The 20096-nt window shown below is 44.6% G+C and carries 20 protein-coding genes and 1 pseudogene; 11 read left to right on the forward strand and 10 right to left on the reverse strand.

The genetic code is table 11. The annotated features are described in order from the left end of the window. The first annotated feature begins 80 nt into the window (after positions 1-80). The 3 genes from PK654_RS07695 to ttcA all read left to right on the forward strand — a co-directional run bounded on the left by PK654_RS07695 (position 81) and on the right by ttcA (position 2972). On the forward strand, positions 81-830 hold the full coding sequence (locus PK654_RS07695) for an FNR family transcription factor (RefSeq protein ID WP_271698679.1): 750 nt from the start codon (positions 81-83) through the stop codon (positions 828-830). Between the two features lie 138 nt (positions 831-968). Then, positions 969-1916, forward strand: coding sequence for a universal stress protein UspE (gene uspE, locus PK654_RS07700; protein ID WP_271698680.1), 948 nt, complete (start codon positions 969-971; stop codon positions 1914-1916). Between the two features lie 129 nt (positions 1917-2045). Further along, positions 2046-2972, forward strand: coding sequence for a tRNA 2-thiocytidine(32) synthetase TtcA (ttcA, locus tag PK654_RS07705; protein ID WP_271698681.1), 927 nt, complete (start codon positions 2046-2048; stop codon positions 2970-2972). A gap of 48 nt (positions 2973-3020) precedes the next feature. On the opposite strand, the gene PK654_RS07710 is transcribed toward ttcA, so the two are convergent. From PK654_RS07710 to PK654_RS07720, 3 genes are read right to left on the reverse strand one after another with little or no spacing between them, the layout of a single operon-like run. Continuing rightward, on the reverse strand, positions 3021-3683 hold the full coding sequence (locus PK654_RS07710) for a DUF2987 domain-containing protein (RefSeq protein WP_271698682.1): 663 nt from the start codon (positions 3681-3683) through the stop codon (positions 3021-3023). A gap of 5 nt (positions 3684-3688) precedes the next feature. Beyond that, positions 3689-4483, reverse strand: a complete 795-nt coding sequence (locus tag PK654_RS07715) for a glucosaminidase domain-containing protein (protein ID WP_271698683.1) — start codon at positions 4481-4483, stop codon at positions 3689-3691. Further along, a complete protein-coding gene (locus PK654_RS07720) occupies positions 4476-5327 on the reverse strand; it encodes a hypothetical protein (protein WP_271698685.1) in 852 nt (283 codons plus the stop codon). The genes PK654_RS07715 and PK654_RS07720 overlap by 8 nt, the downstream gene beginning before the upstream one ends. A 261-nt stretch (positions 5328-5588) precedes the next feature. On the opposite strand from PK654_RS07720, the gene potA reads away from it, so the two are divergent. The 4 genes from potA to PK654_RS07740 all read left to right on the forward strand — a co-directional run bounded on the left by potA (position 5589) and on the right by PK654_RS07740 (position 9472). After that, on the forward strand, positions 5589-6704 hold the full coding sequence (gene potA, locus PK654_RS07725; RefSeq protein ID WP_271698686.1) for a spermidine/putrescine ABC transporter ATP-binding protein PotA: 1116 nt from the start codon (positions 5589-5591) through the stop codon (positions 6702-6704). After that, on the forward strand, positions 6688-7548 hold the full coding sequence (potB, locus tag PK654_RS07730; protein ID WP_271698688.1) for a spermidine/putrescine ABC transporter permease PotB: 861 nt from the start codon (positions 6688-6690) through the stop codon (positions 7546-7548). Before potA ends, potB begins: the two co-directional genes overlap by 17 nt. Continuing rightward, positions 7545-8315: a spermidine/putrescine ABC transporter permease PotC gene (gene potC / locus PK654_RS07735; protein WP_271698689.1), complete on the forward strand. Its 771-nt coding sequence runs from the start codon at positions 7545-7547 to the stop codon at positions 8313-8315. The genes potB and potC overlap by 4 nt, the downstream gene beginning before the upstream one ends. A gap of 116 nt (positions 8316-8431) precedes the next feature. After that, on the forward strand, positions 8432-9472 hold the full coding sequence (locus tag PK654_RS07740; protein ID WP_271698690.1) for an extracellular solute-binding protein: 1041 nt from the start codon (positions 8432-8434) through the stop codon (positions 9470-9472). 69 nt (positions 9473-9541) lie between these two features. On the opposite strand, the gene cobB is transcribed toward PK654_RS07740, so the two are convergent. From cobB to PK654_RS07760, 4 genes are all read right to left on the reverse strand, one after another. Then, the gene (cobB, locus tag PK654_RS07745) at positions 9542-10273 is read right to left on the reverse strand and encodes a Sir2 family NAD+-dependent deacetylase (protein ID WP_271698691.1); all 732 of its coding nucleotides are present in this window, start codon (positions 10271-10273) and stop codon (positions 9542-9544) included. A gap of 132 nt (positions 10274-10405) precedes the next feature. Then, positions 10406-11626, reverse strand: coding sequence for an ammonium transporter (locus PK654_RS07750; protein WP_271698693.1), 1221 nt, complete (start codon positions 11624-11626; stop codon positions 10406-10408). 262 nt (positions 11627-11888) lie between these two features. Further along, the gene (locus tag PK654_RS07755; RefSeq protein ID WP_271698695.1) at positions 11889-13910 is read right to left on the reverse strand and encodes a cache domain-containing protein; all 2022 of its coding nucleotides are present in this window, start codon (positions 13908-13910) and stop codon (positions 11889-11891) included. Then, a complete protein-coding gene (locus tag PK654_RS07760; RefSeq protein ID WP_271698697.1) occupies positions 13907-15361 on the reverse strand; it encodes a sigma-54-dependent transcriptional regulator in 1455 nt (484 codons plus the stop codon). The genes PK654_RS07755 and PK654_RS07760 overlap by 4 nt, the downstream gene beginning before the upstream one ends. Before the next feature lie 192 nt (positions 15362-15553). On the opposite strand from PK654_RS07760, the gene mobA reads away from it, so the two are divergent. The 3 genes and pseudogenes from mobA (at position 15554) to PK654_RS07775 (ending at position 16929) form a co-directional block, all read left to right on the forward strand. After that, positions 15554-16144 (forward strand): molybdenum cofactor guanylyltransferase MobA, encoded by a 591-nt coding sequence (mobA, locus tag PK654_RS07765; RefSeq protein ID WP_271698698.1) that lies wholly within the window; start codon positions 15554-15556, stop codon positions 16142-16144. Next, positions 16137-16652: pseudogene (gene mobB / locus PK654_RS07770) on the forward strand (molybdopterin-guanine dinucleotide biosynthesis protein B); the annotation flags it as partial. The gene mobA and the pseudogene mobB, both read left to right, overlap by 8 nt. A 16-nt stretch (positions 16653-16668) precedes the next feature. Next, positions 16669-16929, forward strand: a complete 261-nt coding sequence (locus PK654_RS07775; RefSeq protein ID WP_271698700.1) for a DUF2960 family protein — start codon at positions 16669-16671, stop codon at positions 16927-16929. Positions 16930-17007: 78 nt separating this feature from the next. Here PK654_RS07775 and nagK read toward each other — a convergent pair whose 3' ends face one another. Both nagK and PK654_RS07785 read right to left on the reverse strand, forming a co-directional pair. Further along, the gene (nagK, locus tag PK654_RS07780) at positions 17008-17916 is read right to left on the reverse strand and encodes an N-acetylglucosamine kinase (RefSeq protein WP_271698702.1); all 909 of its coding nucleotides are present in this window, start codon (positions 17914-17916) and stop codon (positions 17008-17010) included. A 117-nt stretch (positions 17917-18033) separates the two neighbouring features. Then, positions 18034-18771: a tRNA-uridine aminocarboxypropyltransferase gene (locus PK654_RS07785; protein WP_271698703.1), complete on the reverse strand. Its 738-nt coding sequence runs from the start codon at positions 18769-18771 to the stop codon at positions 18034-18036. An 88-nt stretch (positions 18772-18859) separates the two neighbouring features. Between PK654_RS07785 and PK654_RS07790 the strand changes: the two genes are divergently transcribed. Next, a complete protein-coding gene (locus PK654_RS07790) occupies positions 18860-19642 on the forward strand; it encodes a sterol desaturase family protein (protein ID WP_271698704.1) in 783 nt (260 codons plus the stop codon). A gap of 73 nt (positions 19643-19715) precedes the next feature. Here the strand turns inward: PK654_RS07790 and PK654_RS07795 are convergent, their stop codons facing one another. Next, on the reverse strand, positions 19716-20093 hold the full coding sequence (locus PK654_RS07795) for a hypothetical protein (protein ID WP_271698706.1): 378 nt from the start codon (positions 20091-20093) through the stop codon (positions 19716-19718). Positions 20094-20096 lie beyond the last annotated feature (3 nt).

Genomic DNA, 20096 nt, shown 5'->3' on the forward strand with positions numbered 1-20096 from the left:
TATTCGCTGTTTATTTCGCTACCCTTTAATCTATAGCGATGCTAAAATATTGATGTATATCAAATAGTGACTTGGAAGTTATGATTTCAGAAAAACAAGCGACTAAGCGAATTCAATCTGGCGGATGTGCAATCCATTGTCAGGACTGCAGTATTTCGCAACTTTGTATTCCGTTTACCCTGAGTGAGTCTGAACTTGATCAGCTTGATCAGATTATCGAACGGAAAAAACCAATCCAGAAAGGTCAGGAGCTGTTCAAAGCCGGTGATGAACTGAAATCGCTGTATGCTATTCGTTCAGGAACCATCAAAAGCTACACCATTACAGAGCAGGGTGATGAGCAGATAACCGCTTTCCATCTGGCTGGTGACTTGGTCGGATTTGATGCCATTAACGGAAATTCACACCCCTCTTTTGCGCAAGCACTCGAAACTTCTATGGTATGTGAAATTCCTTATGAGATTCTTGATGACCTGTCCGGTAAAATGCCGAAACTGCGTCAGCAAATCATGCGCTTAATGAGCAGTGAAATTAAAGGCGATCAGGATATGATCCTGCTGCTTTCCAAAAAGAATGCAGAAGAGAGATTGGCCGCCTTCCTTTATAATCTGTCTACCCGCTTCTCTCAACGTGGTTTCAGCCCGAGAGAGTTTCGTCTTACAATGACACGTGGTGACATTGGTAACTACCTTGGCCTGACAGTAGAGACCATCAGTCGTCTGCTTGGTCGTTTCCAGAAGTCTGAAATTCTGAGTGTAAAAGGTAAGTACATCACTATCCTTGACCACGAAGAACTCAAAATCCTTGCAGGAATCTCTCCTGAAGAATAATCAAAAAAGTGGCTCTTACTGAGCCACTTCATATTTCTGCCTAAGCAAAATTCCTTTTTCTAAAAAATTCCAGTCAAATAAGCTACATTTAAATCAGAGATTAACTCTTTGGTTCTACTCCAAAAACAGGGAGTGTTTATGAGCATTTATAATAAAATATTAGTTGTTGCCGACGTAAACAATGAGTCACAACCAGCATTGGCGCGTGCAATGCAACTAGCCCGGAAAAGCGTTTCGAAAAGTCACATTACCCTATTCTTATCCATATACGACTTCTCTTATGAGATGACCTCTATGTTGTCGCTTAATGAACGAGATGCGATGAGAAAAGGTGTTATACAGCAACGTGAAGCATGGATGAGGGAAGTTGCCCAGCCTTATATCGATGACAGCGTTGAGTTTGATGTTAAAGTGGTATGGCACAACCGTCCTTATGAAGCCATTATTGCTGAAGTGTTTGACGGTGCCCATGAAATACTTATCAAAGCGACCCGCAAACATGATGTGCTTGAATCCGTTATATTCACCCCGACAGACTGGCATCTGTTGAGAAAATCTCCCTGCCCTGTGCTGCTAGTGAAAAATCATGAGTGGCCGGAAAATGGTAACGTAGTTGCCTCAGTCCATGTTGGCTCAGAAAACCCTACCCATCTGGAGCTGAATGATTCTATTGTTGAGCAGACTCTGAATTTATGCAGAAGGCTTGATGCAACCCCTTATCTGGTTAATTGTTACCCTGTGACGCCAGCCAACATCACAATCGAGTTACCTGAGTTTGACCCTACCACCTACACAGATGCTGTGCGTGGGCATCATCTGAAGGAGATGAAAGCACTGCGGCAGAAACATTCTATTGACGAGTCCAATACCCGTGTTGAACAAGGGTTGCCTGAAGACGTTATTCCTTCAATCGCCAATGAGCTGGAAGCCGGTCTTGTTATTTTAGGTACTACAGGCAGAACCGGAATGTCAGCGGTGTTTATCGGTAATACAGCTGAGCATGTCATCGATAAGATCAACTGCGATATCCTTGCCCTGAAACCGGCCGGGTTTATCAGCCCACTCGATCCAAATCAGGCTTTATAACCTTTACGTTAACAGGTTAAACAGACAGAAACCCTTAAGTATTTGCTTAAGGGTTTTTTATCACTGGTATCCTTGGCAATTATCCGTATCATACGCAGTCTATTTTCAGATAGTAGACAGTTAAGATTTATGACCGAGCAAACTCAAGAGCGAACTAAAGCTCAGCAATATAACTTCAATAAGTTACAGAAACGCCTTCGCCGCAATACCGGGCAGGCAATCGCCGATTACAATATGATCGAAGACGGTGACCGTATTATGGTGTGTCTGTCCGGCGGTAAAGACAGCTTTACCATGCTGGATATTTTAATGAGTTTGCAAAAGAGCGCCCCAATCTCTTTTGAGCTTGTTGCAGTTAATCTGGATCAAAAGCAACCGGGATTCCCAGAACATATTCTGCCTGAGTATCTGGAAAGTCTGGGTGTTGAGTATAAGATTGTAGAAGAAGATACCTACTCAATCGTTCAGGATAAGATCCCTGAAGGCAAAACCACTTGCTCCCTATGCTCACGTTTACGCCGCGGTATTCTGTACCGTACCGCTACTGAGCTTAAGGTAACCAAAATCGCATTGGGTCACCACAGAGACGATATCCTTGAAACGCTGTTCCTGAACATGTTCCATGGTGGGAAAATGAAAGGCATGCCTCCTAAACTGGTTTCTGATGATGGCAAGCACGTTGTTATCAGACCGCTGGCCTACTGCCGTGAAAAAGACATTATTAAGTACTCTGAAGGTAAAGATTACCCTATCATTCCTTGTAACCTGTGTGGCTCACAGCCTAACCTGCAGAGACAAGCGATTAAGCAGATGCTGAACGGCTGGGACAAACAGTATCCGGGACGTATTGAGACTATGTTCCGCGCAATGCAGAATGTTGTGCCAAGCCACCTTGCTGACCATGAGTTGTTTGATTTTAAATCCATCAACCGTGACTCAGGCATTATCAACGGCGGCGATATTGGATTTGATAAAGAGATTCTTGAGCCACAACCAAGCAGCGATGAAGTAATGGAGTTTGACCCGTCACTTCAGTTGGATGTGACTAACCTATAAAGCTTAAAAAGGCTGCATTATGCAGCCTTTTCTCTATCTTATATCTTGTTATTTCTTAGCGGAAGGGAGCCAGGGAAGCACTCTGTTAGTTTCGTAAGGTACATTTAGAAAGCCATCAGCCGGGATCTCAGACAGTAAAACTCTGGCGATACCATTCTGAACCGGAATCTTCTTACCATCGGAGGTTTCTATATTGCCGTTTACATCTTTAGCGAACTCTAGCGTTACTCCTTCAACCTCTGGTGTGAACCAACTTGCAAACATACCACCAAGATCTTCCAGCATGCTCTGCATCTGCGGAAGAAGCTTCTCCACATCAGCATAAGATACCTTGCCTTTCATTGGTTGTTTGGTCATCACTACCAAAGAAAAGTCACAGCGTTGATCCATCGGCGTTCTGACAAAAACCAGAGGATTAGCACTTTTTAGGTTGCTATCCACGGGAAGCATCAGCTCTTTTGCTGGCGACACTTTAAGTTCTTCGTAGTGCTTTTCCTTCTCCATCCATGCCTTTGTTATTTCACAGCGGGAACGGTCATCTGCATTAATAAAGAACACGCCGACTTTCACATCTTCATGCCCCTCTTTGACGTTATTTTTAAGCTGAGAGTAAAGCTTTGAGTAAGTGAACATATATTCCTGAGCAGACACCGCTGGGGCAAAAGCTGATACACCCGCAGCAATCAGAAGGCTTGATATTATTGTTTTCATAGTTTCTAACCGGCATTCCAAAATTGTTGGTTAACACGGATCATACTTTGTAAATCGCTGACATATTCCTGCCCGCGCTCAGAGTACTTTAGTAGTCCGTTAGATAGCTGAGTAGCGGCCTGAGGAGTATTTAACGCTTCTCCTTTTTCTGCTAATTCAGCTCTGATAAGGCGTAGTTGAGCATACGCCCTGTTGCGGTTCACATTCATAAAATAGGCGTGAACAGAGCCTGACATCGAACTGAACTTAGCCACTTCATGGGCAGCCCCTTCAATACGTTGTAGCGGAATCAAACCGCAACCTTTACGGTAACACCATTGACCGAAATAGTTATTTGCCTCAACGGCAAAACGGGATGTTCCCCACGCAGATTCATTGGCTGCCTGAGTAAGCACAAGGGCTTCAGGAATAATATTGACCTTTAGCAGCATGCTTTCAAACCATTCGGCCGAAAGCTGATTATTATTTAACTCAGTATCGTATTTATCGGCCAGCGCCTGACAAAACTTTTGATCATCGCCGGATACTGACCCCTTATTAAAGTCAGCCTGAATGGCAATAAGTCTTGCTCTCTCTTTAGCGACTCTGCGGTTCTCTATCTGCACCGCCGGGCGAATGTAATCAAAGAATGCCTTCTTTTTCTGTTTTACATCTGTGATCGCTGCGAAATCGGGCCTGCTATCCGGTAAAACAATCGCTGTTTCTTCCGGCTCTGCCGGCTGTTCCTGTTTTGGCCAGAACGGCAGGCTCATCATCACTACCAGAGCGCAGGCAAAAGCAAATCTAAATAAATTATGCATCGAACGTCTGTGAACCTTTCTGGTGTGAATCGGTACCTGAAGAGTCTTCAGAACGGCCTGAGTCATCCTTATCTTCGTCATCGTCATCTTGCTGGTTGGTCGTGACAAGCTTCAGGGTAATACCAAACATATTTCTGTAGATAATACCTTTCACATGGAAGAAGAAAGGAAGGACCACAATCAGGAAAACGCCGTAAGTCACTATGGAAATAAACAGCAGCATCATCATGATAATGTTCAGGCCGACAATCGGGAAAAGCTTTCTGTTTACGGCACGGAATGAAAGCCATAATGACTGAAGCGGAGAGACGCGCTTTTCACAAATCAACAGAATTGAGTTACTGAATGCGACGGAGAAATACATAGACAGCAACGGAATCAGCATCCCGCCAACCCACTGTAAAACCAGACTAAACAGAGTGGCAACAATAACAGGAACGGTAAATTGCAGGCCTTTCAGAATATGCTGAGGTTTGGTTAGTAAGCCTGCTGCATGGCTCATTGCCATCAATGATACGCCGGCATAAATCGGTGCAGAAATCACTTCATAACTAAAGTTAGCGATAAATATGGCGTCAAAGATCCCCTGCTCCATCAGCTCAGGGTTCTCAAACATATGCAGGAAGATAAGTGGATCTCCCAGTTGAAGCTTCATAGCAATAAAGAAGATGGCTAACTGAACAGCGAGTAAAATAACGATAGCCGGTGAGAATGAAAGAAAATTCTTTAAGGTAAACTTCCATGCTTCCTGAAGTACTGAGCCTACGCGCAACTCGTAGTTGCCTGATAAGGCTTTTTCTATCGAGCCGCCGAGCACAAAGTTCTTCTCAATTTTTTTGTTCATATCTTTTTCCGAGCCATACAAGCTGAGCTGGCTCATTGTTAAAAATTCGCTACAGTATATTAAAATAAGGCTGGTGTTAAAACCCATGTAACTTAGGTAACTGTCGCGGGTATCTACTGCCGGTTTGTTGCGGATAAATTAAGTTAGAATTAAGTCAATTAAAATGCGCAAAAGACTTTAATTTACTTAAAACTGGGACTATTATTCGCCTCGATTTAAAACCACTCATTTTTTAAGAGTTAACCGGGAGGTGAACATAAGTTGAATCAGGTAGCTTCAGTAGAAAAACCAGTTGTAAAACTATCTTCTGTATCAAAGAGTTTTGACGGTAAAGAGATAATCAGCAGTCTGAATCTGGACGTTAACCACGGTGAGTTTTTGACCATTCTGGGTCCTTCTGGATGTGGTAAAACAACCGTCTTACGTATGATTGCCGGATTTGAGCAGGTAGATAGCGGTACGATCTTATTAGGTGAACAAGATGTAACCGAACTCCCGCCGGAACACCGCAATGTAAATACCGTATTCCAAAGCTATGCTCTGTTCCCCCAAATGACAGTGTTTGATAACGTTGCATTCGGGCTGAAAATGCAAAAGGTAACGAGTCAGGATATTGAACCTAGAGTGATGGAAGCTTTGCGTATGGTACGCCTCGAAGAGATGGCTCAACGTAAACCGCATCAACTATCTGGTGGTCAACAGCAGCGAATAGCCATTGCCCGTGCCGTGGTCAATAAGCCTAAAGTTCTTTTACTCGATGAATCTCTCTCTGCGCTGGATTATAAACTTCGTAAACAGATGCAGATTGAACTGAAGCAACTGCAGAGAAAACTTGGTATCACCTTTGTTTTTGTTACTCATGATCAGGAAGAAGCCCTTTCTATGTCAGATCGCATCATTGTGATGAGAGACGGCTTGATAGAACAGGATGGTACGCCTAAAGAGATCTATGAGGAGCCGGAAAACCTGTTCGTTGCACGTTTTATAGGGGAAATAAACCTGTTTAATGCAACACCGGTTAAACGTCTTGATGAAAAACGTATTCTCGCCTCTATTGAAGGCAATGAATCGGTAATCTTTTGCGATAAACCTTACGAGAATGAACCGTCTTTACAGGTACTTCTCAGACCGGAAGATCTTCGTCTTGAGGAAATCGGTGAAAGTGAGAGTACCGGTATTGTCGGCCATGTTATTGACCGTACCTATAAGGGCATGACGCTGGACTCTATTGTCGAGCTTGAGTCAGGTAACCGTGTAATGGTTAGTGAGTTCTTTAACGAAGACGATCCCGATGTAGACCATTCCCTTGGGCAGAAAGTTAAAGTGACCTGGGTTGAAAGCTGGGAAGTGGTACTAAAAGATGAACAGCAAGTTTAATCTGCAAAAAGCCATTGTGGCTTTAATCGTAGGTTGGCTGGCTCTGTTTGTACTGATCCCCAACCTGATGATTATCGGCACCAGTTTCCTGACAAGGGATGAAGCCGACCTTATTGAGCTGACACTTACCTTCAGCAACTATACACGCCTGATGGATCCTCTTTATGGAAAAGTGCTGCTGCACTCTTTCTATATGGCTGTTGTAGCAACACTAATATGCCTGATTATTGGTTACCCTTTTGCGTATATCATTGCGCGGATGCCGAAAAAAGTTCAGCCGGTGATGCTATTTCTGGTTATCGTACCGTTCTGGACTAACTCCCTTATCCGTACCTACGGACTTAAAATCGTATTAGGTACTCAGGGCGTGCTTAATAAGGGGCTACTGGCACTGGATATTATCGATAAACCAATCAGGCTGATGTATTCGGAATCCGCTGTAATGATTGGTCTGGTTTATATCTTGCTGCCGTTTATGATTCTGCCTCTCTACTCTGCCCTTGAAAAACTGGATCATACCTATATTGAAGCGGCCAAAGATTTAGGCGCAAGTAAAGTACAGACATTTTTCAGAATTGTACTTCCCCTGACCATGCCGGGAATTATTGGCGGCTGCCTGTTGGTGCTTCTCCCTGCCCTTGGCATGTTCTATGTGTCCGATCTCCTTGGCGGCGCTAAGAACCTTCTGGTGGGTAACGTAATTAAAAGTCAGGTTCTTAATGCGCGCGACTGGCCGTTTGGCGCGGCAACCAGCATCGCCCTGACTATCGCTATGGCAGTATTGCTTTACGCCTACTACCGTGCAGGTAAACTGCTCAACAGAAAAGTGGAGCTGGAATCATGATGCGCTTTATTAATAGTGGATTTATGACGCTGGTTTATGCGTTTTTATATATCCCCATTCTTGTTCTTATTGCTAACTCATTTAATGCCAGTAAGTTTGGTATGAAATGGGGGGGCTTTACCACTAAGTGGTACCATGCGCTGTTTAATAACGATAGCCTGATGCAGGCGGCATGGCACTCCCTGAATATTGCTGTCTTTTCAGCAACTGCTGCGACCATTATTGGTAGCCTTACTGCTGTCGCTCTGTTCCGATATCGCTTTAAGGGCAAAGGCTTGGTTAACGGCCTGCTGTTTGTGGTTATGATGTCACCTGATATCGTCATGGCCATCTCCTTGCTGGCACTATTCCTTGTTATGGGCTTCCAGCTAGGCTTCTTTACCCTATTGGTTTCTCATATCACCTTTTGCCTGCCTTTTGTGGTGGTCACGGTTTACAGCCGTTTAAACGGTTTTGATGTAAAGATGCTGGAAGCAGCAAAAGATCTTGGTGCCAGCGAATGGATAATTCTGAAACAGATTATTTTGCCATTGGCGAAACCAGCGGTAGCAGCGGGTTGGCTGTTGAGTTTTACCTTGTCCCTTGATGACGTAATTATCAGCTCCTTTGTTACCGGACCGGGATACGAGATCCTGCCTCTTAAGATTTACTCTATGGTAAAAGTAGGCATCTCTCCTCAGGTAAATGCTCTGGCAACATTAATGCTTGTTGTCTCGTTACTATTGGTCATTCTTTCTCAGCTACTGGCCAGAGAAAAAGTGAAATAACTCCTCTTTGATTGCAAAGTACAAGTTCTTGGTTAGAATCTTCGCAATCAAAAATGTGCTTTGTAAGGCCCGCAAATCAGATTGCGGTGTAAATTAACAAACTCAGTGGAAACATAATGAAAAACTGGTCTAAATTTATTTCTGCCTCCTTATGTGCAGCAACCCTATCCGCTCCTGCTCTGGCTGCTGATAAGGAACTTTACTTCTACAACTGGTCTGAATATATCCCAAGCTCAGTACTGGAAGACTTTACAAAAGAAACGGGCATCAAGGTTATCTATTCGACTTATGAATCAAATGAGTCCATGTATGCCAAGCTAAAAACGCAAAAGCAAGGCTACGACTTAGTTGTTCCTTCTACTTACTTCGTATCTAAGATGCGTAAAGAAGGCATGCTTCAGCAGATCGACAAAGAAAAACTGACCCACTTTAAAGATCTGGACAGCAACTACCTGAATAAATCTTTCGACCCGGATAACAGCTACTCAATCCCTTATATCTGGGGTGCCACGGGTATTGGTGTGAATGCTGATATGCTTGATACTTCTGATATCAAGAGCTGGAATGACTTCTGGGATCCTAAGTGGGAAGGTCAGCTAATGATGATGGATGACTCGCGTGAGTTCTTCCATATCGCTCTGGTTCGTCTGGGTTACTCTACAAACACCACCAACCCTGAAGAGATTAAAGCTGCTTACCAAGAGCTTAAAAAGCTGATGCCAAACGTGCTGGTGTTTAACTCAGACTACCCTGCTAACCCATACTTGGCTGGTGAAACACCACTTGGCATGCTTTGGAATGGCTCAGCTTATACTGCCCGTCAGGAAGGTGCTAACATCGAAATTATCTGGCCTGAGAAAGGTGCGATTTTCTGGATGGACAGCCTGTCAATTCCTGCCGGTGCGAAGAACGTTGAAGCAGCGCATAAGATGATCGACTTCCTGCTACGCCCTGAAAATGCAGCTAAGATTGCCCTTGAGATCGGTTATCCGACCCCGGTTAAAGGTGCATATCCTCTGCTTCCTAAGGAGTTCGCTGAAGATAAGAACATCTTCCCTCCTCAGAAGATCATGGATTCAGGTTTCTGGCAGGATGAAGTTGGTGAAGCCAGCGTTATCTATGAAGAGTACTTCCAGAAGCTAAAAGTTGAAAAGTAATCCATTCTCTAAAGCATAAAAAGCGGCTGTAATGCCGCTTTTTCTTTATCTTAACGTTTTTTTTTTAAATTATGCCCGTTTGGCTTCTAAGTGGTTAAGTAACTCATCAACCAGTTTAGGAACCAACTCACTGGCCTTACCATAGCGCTTCTCTTCAAACTCACTCTCTACCGCACTTGGCTCCAGATTAATTTCAATAGTATGAGCACCGTGCATTCTGGCATCATGGACAAAACCGGCCGCCGGATAAACTACCCCGGAAGTACCGATGGAGATAAACAGATCGGCCTCTTCAAGGGCGGCATAAATCTCGCCCATTTTAAGGGGCATTTCACCAAACCAGACAATATGAGGGCGCATCTGCGAAGGGATCTGACAGCAGTGGCAAAGCTCACCGGTTTTTATATCTTCTTTATGCTCAACAACCTGCCCCGATTCAGAACAGCGGGCTTTCAGCAGCTCACCATGCATATGGATAATATTCTGCGTGCCGCCTCTCTCATGCAGATTATCAATATTCTGGGTAATTACGGTCACCTTACCATCCAGCATGGATTCCAGCCTGCCAAGGGCCTTATGCGCTTCATTTGGCTCTATTTCTTCACTTTGCAGCTTTCTTCTACGCTGGTTATAGAAGTTCTGAACCAAATCCGGGTTAGCGTGAAACCCTTCCGGCGTGGCGACCTCTTCGATTTTGTGATCTTCCCATAAGCCATCCTGAGCCCTGAATGTCTTGATTCCGGATTCGGCTGAAATGCCGGCACCCGTTAGAATAACGATATTCTGATATGGAAATGACATAGTACATCCTTATTTGCTAGCCTCACTGTTATAAGTAAAGTCTACCACTTAGGATTTTTCACTAATAGCTTTAGCCTTTTAGACCATAGTCGAAACAGGGACATTTCTGCCCCCTGTTATGTTTAGCTTGGATTAATCTTCATTAATTGAGCTGATTTTGTGAATAGCTAGATCGGCGCCGTTAAACTCATCCTCAGCGGATAATCTCAGGCCGGTTAAGGCATTTAACGTTCCGTAAACAACTATGGCCCCCAGCACTGCGATGGTTATCCCTATCATGGTTCCCAGAGTCTGCACCGTCAGGCTGACTCCGCCAAGCCCGCCTAGTGCCTGCTGACCAAAAATACCGGCTGCAATACCGCCCCATGCACCGCAAACACCGTGCAAAGGCCAGACACCCAGCACATCATCGATTCGGGTTTTGTTTTGCATATAGGTAAACAACCAGACAAACAGCCCGCCTGCCACAGCGCCCGTAACTAGTGCACCAAGGGGATGCATAACATCCGAGCCAGCGCAAACCGCGACCAGCCCTGCCAGCGGGCCGTTATGGATAAAACCTGGGTCGTTTCTGCCGGCAATAAGAGAGGCGACGATACCACCTACCATAGCCATGAGAGAGTTCATGGCCACCAAACCACTTATGCCGTTGAGTGTCTGAGCTGACATTACATTGAACCCAAACCAACCGACAGAGAGAATCCATGCACCTAATGCAAGGAACGGGATGTTAGAAGGAGCAAAGTTAGTATGTTTACCGGCACGAATTCGTCCTTTACGCATTCCGAGGAAAATAACGGCAACTAAGGCAATCCAGCCACCCACACCGTGAACGACAACCGAACCGGCAAAATCATGGAAACCTGCGCCAAAGTTAGCTTCAAACCAGCTCTGTACTCCATAGTTACCATTCCAGATCATACCTTCAAACAGTGGATAGATAAGGCCGACGGTAAAGAAGGTCGCGATTAATACCGGATAGAAACGCGCTCTCTCTGCAATGCCACCTGATACGATGGCAGGAATAGCGGCAGCGAAAGTCAGCAGGAAAAAGAACTTCACTAACTCATAGCCATTTCCGGCTGCAAGCTGTTCCGCTCCGGAAAAGAAATGAGCGCCATAAGCCAGCCAGTAGCCGATAAAGAAATAGGCCAACGCTGAGATGCCGAAATCGGCCAGAATTTTTACCAAAGCATTAACCTGATTCTTTTTCCGTACTGTGCCAACTTCCAGAAATGCAAACCCTGCATGCATAAGGAAGACCATAATGGCGCCGAGTAGCAGAAACATGGTGTCTGAACTTTGCGTAAGGGTTTGTACCGCCCCGCTCACCTGACTTAAAGAACTGCTCATTTAGATTACCACTCCTTGCTGGTGCACAACGTCTGTGCGTCCCTGAATTACAAATTACTCAATAAGTTATCTTTATGAGCAAGTAGTGTTCCAGTTTTGCCAGTGAACTTACAAGGTGAGTTAAAATAAATAACTTGCTGTTTTATTTGGGATAATCAGGTATCGATAAAAATGGCGCAGGGAAGATATCCGAAAGAGGAGTGAATTAATGCACTAATTAAGGGCTTGTGCACAACAATGGAACACAAGTAAGGTGCAGCCATCAAGTGTGGCTATCGGCAAAGGATTTAAGATAGATACTGAAAGTGCTGCCGGATCCCGGCTCAGATTTAACCTTAATCTGTCCGCCAAGCCGGTTAATCAGGCTCTGTGATACAGCAAGGCCAAGGCCGGTACCATCGGATTTGGTGGTATAGAAAGGATCAAAAATAGTATTTAAAGCATCGGGATTAATGCCGCAGCCTTTATCTTGTATATGGACAATGCAGCCGAGATCCTTGCTCTCTTCTAACCAGTTTTCAGTCATCACGGTCAGGCTACCTTCAGAATCCATCGCCTGAATAGCATTCATCAGGATATTTACAATAACCTGCAACATCTGGTTGCGATTACACTCTACCGCACCAGTTGCAGCGAAGTAAGTAACAAAATGGATACGTCGTGCATTCGAGCCTGTATGGACTAAGGTTATCCCTTCCTTAACGATTTCATTTATATCATGCAGTGCCAGCATATCCTGTACACCGCCATTACGGCTGTACTGAAGCAGGCTGGAAGTAATATTGTTAATTCTGTCTACCTGCTGAAGAATGGTGGCTACCTCTTCGCTCAGGTCAGTATTGCTGCCGGTCATCTCTAGCTTGATCAGTTCAATATTGCCAAGTATTACCGCGACGGGGTTATTGATTTCATGGGCAATACCAGCAGTTAACTTACCCAACGCAGCCAGTTTTTCACTGGTTACAAGGCGGTCTCTGGCGTGATGCAGTAGCTCAATATGCTGTTCAAGTTCGTCTGTTTTCTGTTTAAGGCTGGCGGTTCTCCGTTCTACCTTAAACTCAAGCAGGTTTGCAGCACTCTGAATGGCGCGGTTTTTTTCTGAAAGCAGATCCAACATGGCATCGAACTGACTGGCAAGTAGTGAAAGCTCATGCTCGTCGCTTATTCCCAGCTTACCTATTCTCTGTTGCTCGTCACCTGCCTTGATTTTATCGACAACATTGGCGATTTTTTCAATGGGAGTGAAAAGATCTTTACTGTTGCGATAAGCAAAAATAACCGTGAAGGTCATGACTAAAATCACTACGCCCGCAATTTCAGCTAAATTAATCAGGTAAACCTTCAGCATTGGCCACAGTTCCTGACCGATATAGAGCATACCTACTACCAGATCATCCTGATTGTATAGTGGCCGGTATGCTGAGATATACCAGCGGTTATATACGTAGGCGTAGTTAAGGTAGTTTTCACCTTTGTGTAGGACTTTACTTTTTACCGCATCTGAAACCCGGGTTCCAATTGCCCTGTCTCCGCTGTCATTTACCGGCACATTGGTACTGATCCGAAGATCATCAAGAAAAATGGTCACGGTACCTGTATTACCATAAAGGCCTGAAGGGTGCGGATATATCAGGTCACGGATACGGTCCACCAGCCGGTTACTATTGTTAAGTAATATGTAGCTCTCAAGGTATCCGACTATCTCACGCTTATCATCTCTGACTGGATAAATAGTCCGGCTAAACATGCCGCGGGTTTCGAATTCATTCTCGCCGGTACTGATACGCGCATAAGCTGGAAGTGAAGGATCCAGTTTTTTCTGACTATCCGCGCTGAGAACATCAAAGTAGCTACGGCTTTTCGCCAGACGCTCATAACGTATTTTATCGGCAAGGCTTCTGATACTGGTCCAGCGGATATAGTCGAAATTTGGCTGACTATTATGTTCCGCAATCCACGCATTTACTTCTTCATCACTTTTACTTAGTTTATCGTAGCTTTTGAACTGATAAGAGTTAGCAAAAAAACGAAGAGAGTCCCGCTGGCGTGACTGCAGTATCTCTATGCTATTTTCCGCTACTTTAAGTTTTTCAGAGACACTTTCCAGAGTATTTTGCCAGGTATATTGAGTTGTCCAGTAGAATGAGATACCGATAAGCAAGACCAGTGTCAGCATCATAGGGGCGGTAACCAGCCAGATAAGCCGGTAGCGAACCTTAGTCCGCATATTAGAAATCAGCTTGGTGAGAGGATTGCTTAACGGTTCAGTATCGCCGGTTTTCATTCGCCCTGACTTTCCCACTCCTTGTACTTGCGATCAATGGTTTTTCTCGCTACACCAAGTTGCTTGGCGGCAGATGATTTATTGTAATCACAATACTTAACGACTTGCTGAATATGGGCGCGTTCTACATCACGCAGTGTCCAGTTATCAGGGTAACCGATAGGGCTCTCTTCAGAGAAAACCGGGAATGAGCTACTTACCCCCTCATGTGACATTGTCACGGCGGCATGATTATTATGCAGTACCTTATTCTCCATATTTGATTCACGCCAGTACTGTGCAGGTGACTTACCTAACAGAATACAGCGCTCTATCAGGTTTTTGAGTTCCCTGACATTACCGGGCCAGTCATAGTAATGCATGGCACTAACGTCTTCCGCCAGCCAGTCTGGCTTATTTATCCCCTGTTCATTGCTCAGTTGCAAGGCAAAAAACGGGATCAGATCAATCAGATCTGTGGTTCTCTCCCTGAGGGGCGGAACGAAGATTTCCAGTACATTAAGACGGTAGTAAAGATCCTTACGAAACTTACCTTCATCCACCAACTGCTTAATTTTCTTATTGGTGGAAACAATAACCCGCACGTCGATCTGAATCGCTTTATCGGAGCCAATCGGCCGTACCCGACGCTCTTCAAGAACACGAAGCAGTGCCGTTTGTATCTGTTCTGGTAGTTCTATCACTTCATCAAGATAAAGGGTGCCGCCGTTCGCTATCTGAAATAGCCCTTCCGTAGGTGCCAGCTCAGGGGCAGTGCTATTGACGCCGAATAATTCACGCGCCAGTTCCGACTCTGTCATTGATCCACAGTTAATGGGGACAAACGGTCCGCTACGACCACTTTTCTCATGTAGCCCCCTTGCAACCAACTCTTTACCTGTACCCGACTCTCCCTGAATCAAAACCGTTGCCTTTGATGGCGCGAACTGAGATATCTGCTGAGTTAAGTGTTTGGTTTTATCAGAGGAGCCGACAATCTTTGCACTAACAAAACGCTGAACATCTCTTTTCAGGGCAAGGTTTACCCTATTCTCCAGCCGTTTATCAATACACTTCCTGACGGAGATAAACATATGCTCAAGATTAAAGGGCTTAAGAATAAAGTCTGATGCGCCTAACTTCAGCGCCTGAATAGTGGTCTGTAAGTCGGCGTAACCGGTAATAAATATTACGTCAGGGCGATATTCCGACTCTTCAAACACCTCTTCCCACTCAATACCAGAACGACCGGGAAGATTGATATCAAGAATGACCAGATCATAATGTTTCTGCAGCCGCAGCACTTCTGCCTGTTCAATGCTTTCTGCCGTATCAATATTACCGAATAACTTTCCGAGTGCCTTTTTTAACAGGGTTCGCATCCCCGGTTCGTTATCAACAACCAATATTGAAATACCCTGATAGCGGATATCATGGTTTGAGAATGTGTGCAGGGAAAATGAATCAGACATAATCGAACTATTGCGTGTGCAGATCAAAGACCATACGCCGGAAAGGCGCATTTACATGGGCTCTGATTATAGAGACCGCGTACGGTTTAAGCCAGACAAAACTCTAATTTGCAGAATTAACATAGGGGTCGATCATCTTTCAACAATAAGTGGTAAAATAGCCGGCTATTGCTTAAAGACGTATAAGAAAAAATGAAATTAAAAGCAAATAACATCAGCTGGGTCATTCTGGCTGGTGGCAGAGCGAGCAGAATGGGCGGAAATGATAAAGGCCTGATCCTGCTGGATGATAAGCCTCTTATCGAAATCGTTTATCAGGCACTTGCTCATCAGACTGAATCAATCTATATCAACGCAAACCGGAATCTGGCCTGTTATGAAAAGTACGCACCAGTAATTCAGGACAAAATTCCCGACTTTCAGGGCCCCCTTGCCGGTATTGAGTCCTGTCTTGCGAGTATTGAGCAAGAGTGGATTGGTTTTGCACCTTGTGATAGCCCGAATATTCCTGAAGATCTGATAAGCCGCCTGTCTCAACACTGTAGTGAAGAGGTAGATATCATAGTGGCTTATGACGGTAAATTCCCTCAGCCGGTTTTTAGTTTGTGGAACCGTAACTCCCATAATAAGTTATCTGAGTTTCTTAAGCGTGGTGACCGTAAAATGAAAATGCTGCTTAATGAATGTAATACCGTATATGCTGATTTCTCCGATATACCGGAAACCTTTATTAACCTGAATACCCCGGAAGAACTAAGTAGATTTGGAACCGATAATGACTAAACTGCCTAACCTGCCTATACTCGGCTTCGCTGCCTATAGCGGCACAGGAAAGACCACCCTTTTGGAAGCACTTTTACCGTTAATTAAACAAGCAGGAATACGTGTCGCGGTACTGAAACACGCCCATCATGATTTTGATCTGGATACGCCGGGAAAGGACAGCTACCGGTTAAGAAAAGCAGGCGCGGATCAAATGCTGGTTGCATCAGGAAACCGTCACGTGCTGTTTACTGAGACCCCTGAGCAGGAAGAGAGTTTCGAGTACCTGCTCAACATGTTCGACCATAGCAAATTGGATCTTATTCTGGTTGAAGGCTGTAAGACATTGTCTTTCCCTAAAATAGAGCTGCATAGAGACTCTGTCGGCAAGCCGTGGCTATACGGTGAAGATGATGACATTATTGCTATAGCAGCAGATACAAAGATTAGTACTGAACTGCCTCAGATGGATATAAACGACATCAGGGCGGTGGCAGATTTCGTAATTAATTTTGCGAATAATTTTGAAGAAAGAGAGTAGATTAATGGCACGAACCATACTGTACGAGTACAAAAAGCAGCATAAAACTTTACAGTTTTCTTATGAGAAATTCCGTTCAATTCACGAAGCGGTAGCAGCCGAAGAAGGTATTGATATTTCAGAATATCTGAAAATGGAACAACAGATTGAAGCCGTTTCGGATACCAAAGCCGTTCGCGACTATCGGGATAACTATTTCAAAAAACTGGGATTTGGCAAAATCACACTGGCGAAAAAAGAGAATAAAGGCGTTGGTAAAAAGTAACCCCACCACTGAAACTCAGCTGTAAAAAAAGAGAGCACATTGCTCTCTTTTTTAATCTCAACAAATAGCACAGTACTATTATTTGATGTTCAGGAACGCTGCGCCGCGTACACCACCTGAGTCGCCATGCTTGGCTTTAATGATCTTAGGTGCTTTAGCAACTGACATCAGATATTTCGGAATGCGTTTTGGCATCTCTTCATAAATAAGGTCGTAGTTTGACAAGCCGCCGCCAAGAACAACAACATGCGGGTCGAAAGCAGTAAACAGATTGGCAAAACAGATGGCCAGCAGTTCCATAAAGTTTTCTACATGCTCTGTTGCTTTAGCATCGCCCGCTTCACGGGCCTGAATAATATCGATGGCCTTTTTCTTTTCGCCATAATAGTGCTCATAAAGCTGCTCAAAACCACGCCCTGACAAGTAGTTGTCTAAACACCCCTTCTTATCACAGCCACAATCGAATACCGGCGCATTGTCACCAAGGTGGAACCATGCATCAAGAGGAAGTCGCATATGGCCTACTTCACCGGCAACATTATTGCGTCCGGAGAAAATTTTGCCTTCAAATACGAAACCACCACCAAACCCTGTGCCCAGAATAAGACCGACAACAGATTTCTCATTTTGCAGTTCTTCATCCCACGCTTCGGAAAGTGCAAAACAGTTAGCATCGTTCTCAATGCGAACTTCACGGCCGATAGCGGCTTCAAGATCTTTACGTAATAACTTACCTTTTGCAGCCGGTACGTTTACTGTCATTACTGCTCCGGTATCGGCATCTTCCATACCAGGAAGACCTAGTCCGACAGTGCCTTCTGCGTTAAGCTGCTCATCGTACTTTTTAACCAGGCCAGCAAGGGTATCGACCAGTTTCTGGTAGTCATCACCGGGTGTTGGTACACGTTCAGTAGCGACCCTTTCAAGCTTGTCATTAAAAGCGCCAAACTCAATCTTGGTACCACCAACGTCAAATCCATAATACATAGTTCTCTCCTAAAAACATTTCCCAACGGCGGGAAACAAATAAAACCTTGGCATTATCCATATTGACTGACTTATGTTCCGTGACCTAAAGCAGGTTTGCTTGCTTTATCATGCCAGTTAGTCACATTCCTTTTTGGCATAACGACTTACGTAACGCTGCAATTCTGGTCGGCTAAGATCCGATTTCAGTCGTGTTTTACTGAGCAGGTAGCTCTCCCTGAATACTTTAAACCAGTCGTTGAGTTGTCCGGCTGCATCGTGTTCCCCTGCCTGCTCAAGTACTAGTTGAGCCACCTCTGCCGTTGAAAGATGGTTTTCATTATCTGAGCTTCTCATTTGATATTCAGATAACGCGGAAGGCGAAACGGACATCACCGGCAGACTATCCAGATAAGGGGATTTTCTGAAAATCTTCCTTGCCTCACGCCAGCTTGCATCAATAAATATCAACAGCAGCTTTTTACCTTCACGTTGTTGGGATACGCTGCTAATAACACGCTGTTTTATTTCAACATATTCTTCAGGGAAGATAACCACCGGGAAATACTGCTCATCCGACAGCAGAGCCAGTAGCTCAGCCGATGGCTCGGTCCTGCTCCACTGAAAGGTATAGGTCTCTTCAACCACATCAGCTATCAACCTTCCCGTATTGCTCGGTTTTAAAATCTCGGCGTCTGACATCAGCAGAATAACAGCAAGGTTACTGTCTATTTGTGGCTGGTATGGGCAGATGCAGTACTGCTGTGCCACCTGACAATAACGGCAGCGTTTTACCTTTGCCCCTCTGGCGTTAAACGGTTTGGTTGCCTGCTGTAAGCGCTGATGAATTAGTTTATGTACTGAGTGTATACGCATCGGGTTTAAATAAATGACTCTGCTACTGGAAAAACTACCCGATTGTACTTAGAGTGAGGCTAATATCAATCACTGACCGAGATACCTGATGGACGATCCCACCTTAATTCGTTTCAGCTTTTTTATTGCTGGTTTTTGCCTGTTTGCCTTTTGGGAAACCCGCTGGCCGAGAAAGCGACTGACTCAAAGCCGCATGGTAAGGTGGGTGAACAATCTAGGCTTAATTGGATTAAATAGTGTTTGTGCTACTTTGCTAATGCCTATTATTGCCTTTCAGGCGGCTGGAATAGCAACCGAACAGCAGTTAGGCTTATTTAATCAAATCAATCTTCCTTACGAACTAATCGTTATTACTTGCGTGATCTTGCTGGATCTTGCCATTTATCTTCAACACCTTGTGTTCCATCGCCTTCCGTTACTTTGGCGGTTACACAAGGTTCACCATGCTGATCAGGATATTGATGTCACCACTGCAGCACGCTTCCACCCCATAGAAATTATTCTTTCCCTATGGATTAAGATAGCTGTGATTTTCGCGTTAGGTGTACCTGCAATGGCGGTATTAATATTTGAAGTTGTGCTTAACGTCAGCGCCATGTTTAATCACAGCAACGGCAGGATGTCACTTAGTCTGGATAATTTACTGCGTAAGCTTGTGGTCACCCCAGATATGCACCGCGTTCATCACTCTATTATTTTGCGTGAGACCCATTCGAATTTTGGCTTTTTCCTCTCCATCTGGGATCAAATGTTTGGCACCTATCGAGCACAGCCAGAAAAAGGCCATGACGGCTGCACTATTGGTATAGAGCAGTTCCGCCAACCGAGGGAACAGTATCTGGATAAGATGCTAAGTCAGCCGTTCAGGTAGTTATATTTGGGTATAGTGGGAGCAAAAAAGCACCATTAGCGGTGCTTTTTTACATTAAGAGGGGTAAACAATACTAGTGATAATGGACGTAATGCCGTGTCTGGTACTCCAATAGTTGCCGTACCTGAAGTTTCAAATCTTGATGCAGTCCCCAGCTACGGGCGAGTTTCTCGCATTTTCTATCTTCAGTCGGAACAACCGTCGCGGTACTTTTCAGCTTCATAACCTGTATGCGTAAAAGGGCTTTTACCTCATCATTAACACAGTTATACCGCATCAGTTTATCCACCAGATAACCAGCTGAACGGGCAGACTGTTCTGAAAGGCCATCAACACTTGGAACAAACTCTTCATGCCACATAGCCAGCGCAACAGCTTTTACATCATCAAAAGATGCATTGCTGAAGTCATTTGTGACCAGTGAGTTGAATGCTTGTTGTACGTCTTTCATAAT

Source organism: Vibrio sp. SCSIO 43137 (assembly GCF_028201475.1).
In the GTDB taxonomy this organism is placed as follows: Bacteria; Pseudomonadota; Gammaproteobacteria; order Enterobacterales; family Vibrionaceae; genus Vibrio.